The organism is Bacillus multifaciens (assembly GCF_030756675.1).
Lineage (GTDB): Bacteria > Bacillota > Bacilli > Bacillales > Bacillaceae_G > Bacillus_A > Bacillus_A multifaciens.
In genome coordinates, this window is record NZ_JAVBXD010000006.1 from 109,149 (window position 1) to 122,745 (window position 13,597).

Annotated in this window: 16 protein-coding genes, 1 pseudogene and 1 riboswitch; of the genes and pseudogenes, 3 read left to right on the top strand and 14 right to left on the bottom strand. The window is 35.2% G+C overall.

What is annotated here, in order from left to right; translation table 11 throughout:
- Positions 1-32: 32 nt before the first annotated feature.
- From Q9306_RS06345 to phaZ, 5 genes are all read right to left on the bottom strand, one after another.
- The gene (locus Q9306_RS06345) at positions 33-224 is read right to left on the bottom strand and encodes a DUF378 domain-containing protein (protein ID WP_020061108.1); all 192 of its coding nucleotides are present in this window, start codon (positions 222-224) and stop codon (positions 33-35) included.
- Between the two features lie 384 nt (positions 225-608).
- On the bottom strand, positions 609-815 hold the full coding sequence (locus Q9306_RS06350) for an NETI motif-containing protein (RefSeq protein WP_306196416.1): 207 nt from the start codon (positions 813-815) through the stop codon (positions 609-611).
- 4 nt (positions 816-819) lie between these two features.
- Positions 820-1,995 carry an MFS transporter gene (locus Q9306_RS06355; RefSeq protein ID WP_306196418.1) on the bottom strand — a complete coding sequence of 392 codons (1,176 nt, stop codon included), beginning with the start codon at positions 1,993-1,995 and terminating at the stop codon, positions 820-822.
- 111 nt (positions 1,996-2,106) lie between these two features.
- On the bottom strand, positions 2,107-2,379 hold the full coding sequence (locus tag Q9306_RS06360; protein ID WP_306196420.1) for a hypothetical protein: 273 nt from the start codon (positions 2,377-2,379) through the stop codon (positions 2,107-2,109).
- Between the two features lie 68 nt (positions 2,380-2,447).
- Positions 2,448-3,344, bottom strand: a complete 897-nt coding sequence (gene phaZ, locus Q9306_RS06365; RefSeq protein WP_306196423.1) for an intracellular short-chain-length polyhydroxyalkanoate depolymerase — start codon at positions 3,342-3,344, stop codon at positions 2,448-2,450.
- 195 nt (positions 3,345-3,539) lie between these two features.
- Here phaZ and Q9306_RS06370 point away from each other — a divergent pair, with 195 nt between their 5' ends.
- From Q9306_RS06370 to Q9306_RS06380, 3 genes are all read left to right on the top strand, one after another.
- Positions 3,540-3,956, top strand: coding sequence for a MarR family winged helix-turn-helix transcriptional regulator (locus tag Q9306_RS06370; protein WP_306196425.1), 417 nt, complete (start codon positions 3,540-3,542; stop codon positions 3,954-3,956).
- 17 nt (positions 3,957-3,973) lie between these two features.
- On the top strand, positions 3,974-5,173 hold the full coding sequence (locus tag Q9306_RS06375; protein WP_306196427.1) for an MFS transporter: 1,200 nt from the start codon (positions 3,974-3,976) through the stop codon (positions 5,171-5,173).
- A gap of 95 nt (positions 5,174-5,268) precedes the next feature.
- Positions 5,269-6,531, top strand: a complete 1,263-nt coding sequence (locus Q9306_RS06380) for a serine hydrolase domain-containing protein (RefSeq protein WP_306196430.1) — start codon at positions 5,269-5,271, stop codon at positions 6,529-6,531.
- 38 nt (positions 6,532-6,569) lie between these two features.
- On the opposite strand, the gene Q9306_RS06385 is transcribed toward Q9306_RS06380, so the two are convergent.
- The 9 genes and pseudogenes from Q9306_RS06385 to Q9306_RS06425 form a co-directional block, all read right to left on the bottom strand.
- Entirely contained in the window at positions 6,570-6,938 is a 369-nt protein-coding gene (locus Q9306_RS06385; RefSeq protein WP_306196432.1) for a group-specific protein, read from the bottom strand.
- 39 nt (positions 6,939-6,977) lie between these two features.
- Positions 6,978-7,145 (bottom strand): annotated as a pseudogene (locus tag Q9306_RS06390) (NAD(P)H-dependent oxidoreductase); the annotation flags it as partial.
- A gap of 309 nt (positions 7,146-7,454) precedes the next feature.
- Positions 7,455-7,745, bottom strand: a complete 291-nt coding sequence (locus Q9306_RS06395) for a hypothetical protein (RefSeq protein ID WP_306196435.1) — start codon at positions 7,743-7,745, stop codon at positions 7,455-7,457.
- 61 nt (positions 7,746-7,806) lie between these two features.
- A riboswitch (SAM riboswitch) is annotated at positions 7,807-7,905 on the bottom strand.
- Between the two features lie 94 nt (positions 7,906-7,999).
- A complete protein-coding gene (locus Q9306_RS06400) occupies positions 8,000-8,722 on the bottom strand; it encodes a YwiC-like family protein (protein ID WP_306196548.1) in 723 nt (240 codons plus the stop codon).
- A 146-nt stretch (positions 8,723-8,868) separates the two neighbouring features.
- Complete coding sequence (locus Q9306_RS06405) at positions 8,869-9,333, bottom strand: VOC family protein (protein WP_306196437.1); 465 nt, start codon at positions 9,331-9,333, stop codon at positions 8,869-8,871.
- Between the two features lie 328 nt (positions 9,334-9,661).
- Positions 9,662-10,348, bottom strand: coding sequence for an ECF transporter S component (locus Q9306_RS06410; RefSeq protein ID WP_306196440.1), 687 nt, complete (start codon positions 10,346-10,348; stop codon positions 9,662-9,664).
- Positions 10,318-11,976 (bottom strand): ABC transporter ATP-binding protein, encoded by a 1,659-nt coding sequence (locus Q9306_RS06415; protein WP_306196442.1) that lies wholly within the window; start codon positions 11,974-11,976, stop codon positions 10,318-10,320. The genes Q9306_RS06410 and Q9306_RS06415 overlap by 31 nt, the downstream gene beginning before the upstream one ends.
- On the bottom strand, positions 11,955-12,833 hold the full coding sequence (locus Q9306_RS06420; RefSeq protein WP_306196444.1) for an energy-coupling factor transporter transmembrane component T: 879 nt from the start codon (positions 12,831-12,833) through the stop codon (positions 11,955-11,957). Before Q9306_RS06420 ends, Q9306_RS06415 begins: the two co-directional genes overlap by 22 nt.
- Positions 12,834-12,839: 6 nt before the next feature.
- Complete coding sequence (locus tag Q9306_RS06425; protein WP_306196447.1) at positions 12,840-13,571, bottom strand: DUF4430 domain-containing protein; 732 nt, start codon at positions 13,569-13,571, stop codon at positions 12,840-12,842.
- Between the last annotated feature and the right edge of the window lie 26 nt (positions 13,572-13,597).

Sequence of the window (13,597 nt, forward strand, 5' to 3'; positions counted from 1 at the left end):
GCTTAACACTTTGAATAATAATTGTATAATTGCTAATTACTTGCAAAAAAACGATCATAAATTTGATATAGTGCAGAAATACCAATAAGCCAATAAACGGTATCAACAAGCGCTGGTACAGAACCAAAAATTTTTTCCACCAGATTAAAATCTAGCGCAACAAATAACCAATTTAAACCGCCAATAATCACCAGAATTGCTGTAAGGTAAGACAAAAATTTCATTTTGATTGCCCCCTCGGTGAAAAATGGTGAAAGGCCTTTCGCTATATTATATGCATAGAATTCTTGAATTTGACCATTTTTATTTTTATTTTTTCGTTTTAAACATATTATTTTATCTTAGCTTGATAGCGATGGGGTCCTGGCAGTTTTCAAATTAAAAATCCACGCAAACTATATGTATCCATTTTAATTTTTAGACATATAAGTCGCTGCTATGCAGAATACAGCATGAACCGTACTCACTTTCTCTTTTTGTTTTAAACCTTGCATGTTGCAGAAAAAGGCCCTGACCGCTTCTATGCATGGTCTGATGCTCTCGCCCGCTTAAAAAGAAAGAGAGTTTTTATGTCGATTTCTTAATTTGTATTTATATAACGTTGCAATTTATACTGTTTTTAACTTTCCTTCAAATATTATTTTTCGTCCACAAGGCTCTACAACCATTTTACCATCTCTTTTCACCTCATGGAAAATAGGCTCTTCCATACGGCGTGACGGTGTATATCCTTCCTTTTCCATTCTTTCGAGGCACTGTGCAATTGTTTCATCTTGTAATACTTCAAATTTCTTCTTTTTTAATTGCTTTGTCATTGTTTTACCTACTTTCTGCTTTCCTTATCATTGTTTGACTTTTCATATATGCCACATAAACAATCGATATTACTGCCATAATGATCATAACGGCAAAGAAAAAACTTGTATACTGTATTTTCTCTATAAATAGTCCACCTAATACAGGCCCAGTAATGCTTCCGATACTAAAAGCAATTCCGCACAAAATATTTCCTGCTGGTAATAAATGTTTAGATAATAAATCTGTCATATACCCGAGCCCAAGTGAAAAACATGATCCAATAACCATACCAGCAAGTAACATACATATAAATACAAGCCAATAATATTGATCGAAAATAGCTGCTAATAGAAAAATCACTGTACTGATGCTAAATGCCCATGTTAAAATACGTTCTCTTCCAAGGCGATCACTCAGCATACCAAGTGGTATTTGTGTAATAATTCCACCGATCGAAAATGCTGGTAATAAAAATGAAATTTGTTCAACCGACCAACCTTTCCTCATCGTATATACAGGCAAATTACTATTAAGCATCCCTTCTAATACTCCGTATGCTAACGGTGCAAGTAACGCAATCCAACCCAAGATCCAAACTTGCTTATAGCGCTGCAAAGATGACTCACTTTCTTGATTCACTTCTCCTTGATCAGGAAATGCATTTTGTATTGGAATTAGCAATAACCAACCTATTAAGCAAAGAATAGTTGATACAATGAATGGAGTTGCAACACCGTATTGTACTGTACTCGCTAAATAAGGTCCTATTGCAAAACCGATACTGAAAAATGCTCCGTAAATTGAAACTTGTTTTCCTACTTTGTGCGGACTAGCAGTTGTCGTAATCCACGTTTGTGTTCCAACATGAAGCATATGATCCCCTACCCCAACTAAAAAACGAAGAACAAACCATACCCAAAAAGAAGATGTTTGCGTAAACAAAAATAATGCTCCAACAACAATGAAGCCTCCAATTACAATAAGAGGTTTCATTCCAAATTTTTTCATCGGTTTCTCAAGCCAAGGTGAAATAACAAAAATACCAATATATAATGCCGTTGCATGAAGGCCATTAAAACTTGAGCTAATTCCCTCTTTCTCAAAAATCATTGCGATTGCTGGTAACAACATACCTTGCGAAAGCCCAGAAATCGCAACAATTCCAACCATAATCCAAAACGTATACTTTCTCCCCATTTTATTACGCTCCCTCGATAAACTCACATCCTTTATTATAGATGTTTTATCCGTAAATCGTATACTCTTAATTTCCACAAAAATAAAGCTAGAAGTTCAGACTTCTAGCTTTCATCCTTCCCATACTTGAGCTTTTACATATGATTGCATATGATTTATATATGATTTTACCTTAGGGGCATAAAAGAACGGTTGTTGCACCACTACACCTTGTTGTGGATGTGAATAAGAATATGTCACATAATATTTCGTTCCATATACTGGTGGGAATGTATGGAAATATAATTTTTGTATATGTGTATTCGTACCATTTAACAAAGGATGCATATACACCGTCCTATGACGAATTGATAGATAAGCCGGTTCTGTATAAAAAATCACCATAACCTTCTCCTTTTCAAAACAATCCTATTACAGTATACGTTTGTTATGTGCAATAGGAAACAAGGCAACTATCCTTTCAAAAATGCGATTACTTCATTTATAAACACGTCTAAACAATCAATAAATGGCGAATGCCCACAATCTTCTAACATGACCAATTTTGCATTCGGTAAATGCTTTGCCAACTCTTCACCAACTACTTTTGGCACCACATAATCACGATCCCCTTGGAGAACTAATGTTGGCACCTGAATGCGATTTACATCTCCGTTCCCAGGTACAATTCCGTTATGTTCATCAGAAATATTAAATGTTACAAGTCCATAATTCACATCAACAAAATTGCGCTGCGTCAACATATCATTCAGATATTTTTCATAACGATCTGCTCTAGGCTGATGATGCGTATAAATAAGTAAATTCCAGATATTACGATAGTACTTCTTATCCTTTTGTTTTAAAGCTTCAACAACAGGTGCAATTTGAACAGGATCTTCCGCTATTTCTTCTTTTGTTGTTAACAGATTTGATACAATTGGTTGACCATTTATATCCTTCTTATATATTGGATATCCTTTCACACCTACCGATTCTACTAATATGAGTTTATTCACATTCGTCGGATAAGCTGCTGCAAACTGCATGGCAACTCCTCCCCCCATCGACCATCCGACCAATGAGAAATTTTCAAGTTGCAGTTCATCCACAAACAACTTCACATCTTCTGCAAAATCATTCAATGAATCAATCGGCTGATGATAAGTCGAAAAACCAAAACCACGTAAATCTAGAGCATAAATATGATAAGAATCTTGCAATTGTTCTATAACCAAATCCCAATGCTGCGAAGACGTCATATTCCCGTGAATAAGCACTACTCTTTCTGTTCCATTTCCCAATTCTTGATATGCAATTGTTTCTCCATTTGATAATGCTACTGATTTCATAACGGCAGGTTTCATCATTCTGTTTCCCCCTCAAAATTATCAATAACACACATTTTTGAAAGACAGAAAATTCTAACTTAATCATATCATACAGAATATATGTTCTCAATCTGAAAATGAAATTTTTTTCATAAGCATAACGATAGACTACTAGACAATTCTGAAAAAAATAGATATAGTTAGCTAGGTAACTAATTAGGAAAGGAAAAAAATATGGACGAAAAACAACACTTTTTTCACACTGTCAGCCAAACCGCTCGGAAATTTTCCAAGAGATTCAACGAACGTGTTTCTCCAACCGGTTTATATAGCGCGCAGTGGGCCGTTATCTTCAGGCTAAATCAATCCGGACCTTGTACACAAACAGAATTGTGTCAATACTTAAACGTTGAGTCTCCAACAATGACCCGTACTTTAAAACGGATGGAATTAATGGGATGGATTACTCGAACTGAGGGGACAGATCGACGCGAGAAGCTCATTTCTTTATCAGAAACAGCAATCGCAATGATACCGAGTTGGCAGGAAGAAGTAGACTCATTTGAAGAAAAAGCATTGCAAGATATTAGCGAGGAAGAGCTTCACCTTGCTTTTCATCTACTACAAAAAGTAATTCGAAATCTTGATTAGAAATCGGAGGGATGACTATGGAAAGTCAAAGACTTTGGACGAAAGACTTCATTGGAACATGTTTGAGTAGTCTATTTCTCTTTTTAACATTTTATATGCTCATAACAACCTTGCCTGTATATGTTATTGACGGATTAAAAGGAAAACCTGAAGAAATGGGTCTTGTCGCAACAGTGTTTCTTATTTCTTCTGTAATCTGCCGACCATTTACAGGGAAATGGCTTGATGATTTAGGAAGGAAGAAAATTTTATTCATCTCCCTTTCGTTATTTTTAGCTGCAACAGTCATGTACTTTGGTGCACAAAGCTTATTTTTACTGCTTGCTCTTCGCTTCTTCCATGGCATCGGATTTGGAATGGCAACAACAGCTACTGGTACAATCGTAACAGATGTAGCGCCGGCCCATAGGCGCGGTGAAGCACTTGGATATTACGGAGTATTTATGAGTTTACCGATGGTTATCGGTCCTTTTTTAGGTTTAACAATTATTTCTAAATTCTCATTTACTGGTCTATTTATACTTTGTTCTATATTTTCTATCCTTGCTTTTTTATGCGGACTATTTGTAAATATCCCTGATAAAAAAACAGCTGTCACTAACGAAAAGAAACGTATGCAATGGAAGGATTTAATAGAGCCTTCAACAATCCCAATTGCTCTCACAGGTTGCATACTTTCCTTTTCCTATAGCGGTATTCTTTCATTTATTCCCGTTTATACAAAAGAGCTTGGCATGGCAGAGATTGCAAGTTATTTCTTTGTTGTATACGCAATTGTAGTGGTTATTTCTAGGCCGTTTTCAGGAAGAATATTCGATCGATTCGGGGAAAATGTTCTTATTTATCCATCTATTATTATCTTTATGATTGGGATGTTCATTTTAAGCCAAGCACAAACGTCATTTTGGTTACTTGCTTCTGGCGTACTTATCGGTTTTGGATATGGAACCTTAATCCCGAGCTTCCAAACAATTGCAGTTAGTGCCGCACCTAATCATCGACGCGGATCTGCAACAGCTACTTATTTCTCATTCTTCGATACAGGGATCGGTATTGGCTCTTTCATCTTAGGAATCGTTGCTGCACATTCAAGTTATCATCATATGTATTTTATTTCTTCGATTATCGTTGCATTTACATTACTGATTTACCATTTTCTTCATGGACGTAAACAAAAGTTCAAAAAGCAAACAACAGAAGAAAAACTATCTGCTTAATCATATTAGAGAGAGTAAACTTCTGTGTTTACTCTCCTTTTTTTGCTTCTTTATAAGCTTATCTCTTATAATAAAATAAGAAGGAGGCTTATATTATGAGGTTTAAAAAATCGCCGCTTATTTTCATCATTTTAATTTTTGTATGTATATTGACTGGAATAGGATTTACGTTATTCAATCCGAATAAAAGTTTTTCTTCAAAACAAACAGTGACGAAAAAAAACTGGTTACAAGACCCGTATCTTCGTTGGTCGTATTCACATATGCGCGAACTTGCTTCAACAAAAGTTGTCGCTAAAAATCCAAATTATATATCCTCACTCCCAACTAATTTGCAAAATCTAGATAATCTAAAAATCACAGATGAAAATGACAATAATACATCCATTCGAAAATTATTAGAAAAACATAAAACAGATGCATTCATTGTTTTACATGATGGGAAGCTTGTGTATGAACGGTACTTTCATGGATATAAAGAATCTGAGCCACACGGTATGGCATCGGTAGCAAAAGTATTTACAGGGTTGCTCGTTAATACCCTTATTGAAGAAGGAAAGCTGCAGCCTAACGCAACTGCAGAAACTTATGTAAAAGAATTAAAAGGAACACCATTTGGAATAGCAACAATTCAACAACTATTAGATATGCAAGTTTCAGTAGAATATCCAACTCACGGTTTTAAACAAGCTGGATTAGATAATCAAGATGCACAATTATATTTAGCAAGCAATCTTCTTCCTCGCTGTAAAAACTATAATGGACCTGTAACAATTTATGACATGTTGCTAGAAGGCAACAAAACCGCTGCTCCAGGAGAAACATTTTCATATAATAACGGTTCTGCTGAAACACTAGCCTGGATCCTTCGGACTGTAACAGGAAAATCACTCGCAGATCAAGTAAGTGAACGGATTTGGTCACCAATTGGCGCAGAAGAAAATGCTTATTACGTTGTTGACAAAGCTGGAGTTGAACAGGCAAGTGCAGGATTAAATACCACCGCTCGAGACATGGCAAGATTCGGGAAAATGATAATGGACAATGGTGTATATGACGGGAAAGAAGTTATTTCTTCTTCTATAATTGAAGAAGTTAAACATATACAAAAATACGAACTTCCAGTCGGCGATGGTGAGGAATATTCTTATCATAATCAGTGGTGGATTTCACATAATGAACATAATGCTTTTGAAGTACTTGGCAGTTATGGACAAAGATTGTATATCGATCCAACTGCACATATGGTTATTGTTCATTTTTCTTCCAATGCGAATCATAATGGAGAAATACAATCCGCATATAGCAAAATGTATTTGCAAATCGCTGAATATTTACAGAAAGAGTCCTCTAATTAAGTTTAAATCCCTAAATTTTTGTTAAGAAAAGAGCTGTCTTATGACAGCTCTTTCTCAATAATTGTAATTACATGTTTCCATTGTTCTTCTGAAAGACATAACGGTTTTAATTGAAATACCATAAAACAGATATCTTCTATATAACGGACATTTTTTCGTAAAAATTCCCATTGGAGCAACTTAGGTACATACAAATCTGCAACTTGTTCACTTTGTTCTACTAAAATATCCACTTCTCTTTCACAAATGCCTCTTATAAGATACTCTTCTCGCACTTTTTGTTTGACTTTAGTAAATTGCTCGCTTTTCTCCTTTATACCAGATAAACACCTAAGATAAGAACAAAACAAATCATCTTCTCTTTTACATATACTCATAATTTTGTAAATCAGTTCTCTATTTTCCATAATTCCGTTGCCTTTTCATACATTCTTTATAACCATTCCTCTCTCTTTTGACTCATCAAATGTCAGCACAGAACTAAAGTATTCTTTATACAAACCAAGAACAGTTACAGAATATCCCCTCTCTTTCAATCCTGTTTTTTCATGTTTCAAAATTGCAGCATTGAGGCTAGAAGGGTTTGGATGCGCATATACAATTAATATGTTCATTGCAAACAGCACTTTCCTTTAATTCCCTTTTGACTTTTTCTATGCTCACATGCTATTCTAATACATGTCAGAGGGCAAGCCTCTTTGACAAAACGACTGACACCTATTCGGCGATGGTGTCTTTTTTATTTTTTAGCCGAGAACGCCCATCTTTTGGGGCACATTTAATTTTTTAACACTACACACTCAGCACCATTTCCTTGTAAAAAGACTGCATAGCACAGTCTTTTTATCTACATAACGCTTATCGAATAGGATGAATTTTTAAATAAATACCACTATAAAAAAGGGAGTGTAACTCCCTTTTTGTTATTTTACTATATAATAAACTCCCTTATCATCTATACATTTATGTTGCTCTGCTAAAGTAATTTTCCCATCTAATTTTAGTTCATCTAGCAGTCGCAATAAATAAAATTGCTGCAGCATTTTCTTCGCAAATTCCCCTTCATGTTCAGTAGTAATATGTTGTTGAATATCCAATAATGTAATCGGTTCTTCCTTCTCTTCCATATAATTATAAATTGCATTACGTAGTGTAATATATTTCTCGAGTGTCACAGTATGCTTGCTCCCTTCTTCTCGTTGTCCATTTTTCATTATCGGTTTTTTTACAATAAAAAAACCTCTTCGATAAGAAGAAGCGGATTATATCTCTTCCTTCTTATCTGTCAGAACAAAACTGTTCTGCTGGAATTAGCACCTGCATAGCGGTTGCTGGGTTTCATCGGGCCAGTCCCTCCACCTCTCTGGATAAGAAAATATTCACTTTATCTATTACTATAATGAGTACAAACTAAAAAGTCAATTCTTATAAGAATAATCAGGATTTATTTTTATTCGTTAGCTTAATATTAGCCATTCAATTGAAATAATATTATAGTAACAATGAAAAAATAAACTGAGTTGACGATTTCCCACACACCCACTTTTAAAACAGTTACTTTTTTACCATACAAAACGATAGCTCGAATACAACTTGGAATAAAGACAATGACAAACCATGGAGATACAATAAACGTACCAATTACAAGTAATACATGGTATCCCCATGAAATCCAACGATATGTTGGATTTTTCTTTTCTCGAATCATCGTTTTCACATAGAACGTACTTCCCATAAAGTATAAAAATGAAACAAGTGCGATCAGCCATGCTGTTTCATCAATTGTTTTCATCGTGAAGTAATAACTAATCATTCCACCAATACAAAAAACGATAATAGCACTAACGTCATTCAGTAATGCTCGTTCATTCTTTTGGCGAGCAAAAAAAATGTTTATAAAAAATAATGGAAGCATATATATTGCAAAAAATAGAATTCTCCATTCGTATGTAAGTGGAACTATACCAAATAAAATAGCAAGACTAAAATATATGAGCGCCCAGTGTAAATAGCGCTTTTGTCGCATTTGTTTCATATACATTAGAAAGGGATATGTTGCTAAATAGACAAATAACCATGCTAAGAAAAGTGGTATGTGTTGCCAAGTCGCTTTGCCAATGAAAGCACTCAGTAAAAAAGGGATTAGGAGCATCGCCCATGCACCATGTTGCTTCGGAATTACTGGTTTTATCATATAGACACCTCTAAATCGAAAATGATTCTCAATATTCATTATAAATAATTTCATTCTTCGACTTTTGATGAAAATGTGTCTATAATTGAACAATTCCAGTTGCAACAACACACTGAAATCTTTTTACATTGTAAAATTTTTTCTTAAACCTTTTTACTCACTATCTCCTTCTCCCATTCACTTAAATAAGGTACATATCCAAGCTCGTTTGGTTCATTAGATAATAGAGAAATAAATTCCAGTTTGTTCCCATCGTAATCTAAAAAATACAAACTTGCTGCTGGCATCCAACTTTGAACAATAGGCTCTTCATTCCCTTTTCCTTGACTTCCAATTACCTCTATTCCCCTATCTTCTAGCCAAGTTTTAGATCGCTTCAAAAAATCCAAGTCTACTCCAAAAGCAAAATGATTACGCTGAATCATAGCATCTTTTGACTTTTCCCATAATCCCAGCATTTGTTGTCTATCATTTCCTATCCAAAAAAAGGCCACTTTCCTTTCAGGTGATTTTCTTGCAAGTTTTAATCCAAGTTTATTTTGGTAGAAATCAATTGCCCTCTCTAAATCTCTTACATGTAAATGTGTTTCATAAATATTCTTTATCATATTTTACATCCCCTTCTTGGTTATAGTGTAATACGTTACAACTATTATTAGTGAGAATTTTCTCCCTACGCTAATTCATTTCACTTTATTACCATCAGTATATAAAAAATCTGATTCCGCCAACATCCCTCTGTTGTATGTACTTATATCTATCAATGTCATACCAAAGTATGACAGATTATCCAAATAAAGAAGACACCTCTTACAAGATGTAAGAAGTGTCTCAAAAGGCAAACGAATATGTAAGTCGCGATCCTACTGTATATATGTATGACTTCCAATAAAAATTTATTCATTATTTACGTACGAAAGAATTTATGGTATTTCCTTAATCTAAAATACCATACTTCCTCTTAAAACGTGTCAATATTTTAAGCCAAGATGTACTAAACATCCATAAAAAAAAGACATTAGAAAGTGCATGCGCCAAATCAAAATAAAAGCTTGTAATATATGCTTTTATAAAAGTATCCCATGTTACGTCTTTCAAAAAGCCAATGAGGAACCATAAATTCATAATCCAGTTAAAAGCAAATCCTGCGATTAAGCCAAAGAGAACTCTTCCCCATAATGTTTTCATCATCCACGTATGCCGCAATAGCCCTGCCGAAAATCCCATCATACCCCAGCAAAACATTTGCCACGGTGTCCAAGGTCCTTGTCCTAAAAATATATTAGAAACAAGGGCAGCTGTTGCACCAATAAGGAAACCAGCCTCACCGCCAAATACAATGGCTGATACGATAATCACAAATGATGTTGGTTGTACACTTGGAATGATGGAAAACGGAACACGGCTAATCGCGGCAATTGCCGCTAGTACAGCTACAAGTACAATTTCACGTGAAACAAACGCTTTTCTTTCAAAACGCACATAAAATGGGAGCATAATTACAATTAAAAAGAAGAGACTGCACCATATGTAGTATTGATCTGTTACAAAAGAAGTAAATAAAAGTGTACTAATCAATACGAACAAAACGGCTAAAACGATACACGCATATCTTTTGGACACGCCTCAAACACATCCTCCCACGTTAAAGCATACGGCAATTGTTTGCGAATAAACCGATTAATAGATGTTGTATAAAAAAAGTTCTCGCTAAAAAAACGTGCCGGCGTTTCTTCCATGATAATCTTCCCGTCAAATAACATCATACAGTTATCCACGTATTTTGCTGCAAATTCAATATCATGCGTCGCCATAACAATTGTCGTTCCTTCTCTTTGTAATTGCTGAAACAAATTCCCCAGTTCTTCTTTCTTTCCTGGATCTAGTCCCTTTGTCGGTTCATCTAATAATAATAGATTTGGCTTTGATAATAACACTGTACAAAGAGCAATTAATTGCTGTTCCCCGCCGCTACAATCATGCGGATGACGATTGCGAATATGGAAGATTGAAAAATTCCGAAGTATTTCTTCTACTTTTTCATTTGCTTCCCCTTTATATAATTCTTCTGCACGGCTAAGCAACTCGTTCCAAACAGTATCATGGGTAAAATGATAGTAAGGATACTGCGATACATAACCGATTTTTCGGAAGCGTTCTTTCGCTTCCACTTTATGAATGAGCTTTCCTTCCCAAACTACTTTTCCTCTGCGACACTTTTGCAATCCTGCTAAAAGCGCTAATAGCGTTGATTTTCCAGTACCATTTTTTCCAACAAGCGCTGTCCATTGTCCTTGTTTAACATTCAACGCCAAATCCTGCAAAATGAATGGTCCATGCTTTTCATATTGAAATGAAACATGCTTTGCTTGTAGTAGTACATCCCTTTTTTCTAAATGCTGTAATGGTATGTCATACCGTAACTCATTTAAAATAGGATACATTTGTTTCTGTGCATCACGAACGGTAAACGGGACATGGTCAGCCTTACACTCTAAAAACAATCGTGGAATTTGCGGAATATATGGACGAAATGCTTCTACTTTCCACATTTTTGGAATCACTTCTGTTGGTTTTCCATCATAAACAATCGTTCCTTCATCCATAAAAACAATTCGATCAGCAAGAGGAATCACTTCGTCTAAACGATGTTCGCTCATAATAATTGTAATTCCTAATTCTTCATGAATTCGTTTCAATAATCCTAAAAAGTCTTTTGCGGCAATTGGATCTAACTGTGCTGTCGGTTCATCTAATAACAACAATTTAGGTTGCAAAACAAGTATAGCAGCTAAATTTACAAGCTGCTTTTGCCCTCCAGATAACGTATGTACAGATTGATGCAACATATCTTGAAATCCTAAAAAGCTAATTAATTCAGCAATTCTTTTTTGAATGACAGTTGTTTCGTAGCCAACGTTTTCTAACGAAAAAGCAAGTTCTTGAATTACCGTATCCATCACAAGCTGATTTTCTGGATTTTGAAATACCATACCAATTTCCTGAGCTGATAATAAATCTGGTATTGATTGCAGGGATGCTCCATCATAATACATGTTTCCTTTTCGTGTACCAATTGGGAGAAGTTCTTTTTTGAAATGTTTTAATAGCGTCGTCTTTCCACAACCTGAGCGCCCTGCTAATACAACAAATTCTCCATGGGAAATCGATAAAGACACATTACATAAGGCAGCTGACTCTTCGTCTGTATATGTAAATGACAACTCTTTTATTTCTGCATGCGCCACCATAACCACTCCCTTCCTTCTATTAAAATTGGTAGACTGATATACATCAGAAATGGAATGAAGACAATTACATCATTTCGCGCTAAAAAGAGCGATTCTACTTTTGGATAAATTGTTAAAATGCCATACCCCTTACTTACACCGAAAAGACAACATGCAAATAAAATGACGAACAAGCTAAGAATAAACCAATCTCTATGTCCCATACGATATCGAATATATGTACTTCGTTTTGTCACACCGAATCCACGCGCTTGCATCGAATCAGCCGTTTGCAGCGCTTCTTCTAATGAACAAACTAATAATACTTGTAAAAGCTTCATGCCATTACGTGCCCGGTCTTTCAAAGAACCTGCGTCCACTTGAACTCCCTTTGTTTTTTGTACAAGTGTAATATGAGTAAGACGCCTCATAAATAAAGGTACAAAGCGAACTGTAATCATCGTGAGCAATGCTACCTTCGGTGAAACACGAGAAAATAAATATAAAAACTTATGACTCGATATCATCTCATTATAAGAAGTAAACGTAAACATAATGACAGCCAATGATAACGCCATTGTGTATCCATATGTTACAGCTTCTAAAGTAATTGGATTAAAACCAATATAAAATAAAATCGTACTGCCTCGATGCGTTAATAACGGATTGGCTATCGTAATAATAAAAGCGAAAAATAGTGAACTAGGTAACATTTTTCGCAATTTCGCTCCATTACCTTGCGTAATATTTAATATAAGGATCATACAAATTGCACCAATTAAAAAAACAGGATGAAGACATACCATACATAGTACCATCACCCCTATATAATATAGAAAATTGATGAATGGATGCATTGAAGAAAATGCTAGTTTCATTACCCTTTACCGATCTTCTTTCCTATAATCTAATGAATAAAACCATTCAATTTTATCACCTTGTTTCACTTTATAGCTACCTGCACCCTTATTCACAGCAACACCATTCACACGATACATCCATCCGCTCCCGGCACCTTTAGATTTCTCGTATAAATTATTAATACCTTGAACATATACACCGCTTCCGGAACCTGTATAATCCATTTGAATTCCTTTTTTCTTCAATGTCCGGCCCAATACTTTAAAGACTGTATCTCCATCTTGAAGTTCTACTTCTGTTTCTCCCAAGATTGTACCTTGATCATCTCGTACTGATAATGTAACTGTCTTTACTTCTGGTTTTGGCTTCGGTTGAGGTTCTGGGTTTGATTTCGGCTCAGGTTTCGGTTCAGGTGCAGGTACTGGATTTACTTGTGTTTGCTGTACATTTTCTTGTTTCTGTGTTTCTTTCGGTTCATTTACAACTTTAGATTGTTCTTTTTGATTTTGTGATGGTTCCGCAGCTTTTTCTTCTTTTTGTTTCTCTTCTTGTTTCTGTTCTTCAGCTGGCTTTTGTTCTTGCTTACTATCTTCTTGTTTTTGCTCTTCCTGTTTTTTCTCTTCTTGCTTCTTCTCTTCTTTTTTCTCTATTTGCTTTCCAGCAACTTTTGCGTCGGTTTTCACTTCATTTTGACTACATCCCGTAATAAAGCTAAAGGAGAAAACTAACAATACAAGCCATTTCATCATGTTCATCTTTCTCACACCTTTCATAATAAAAT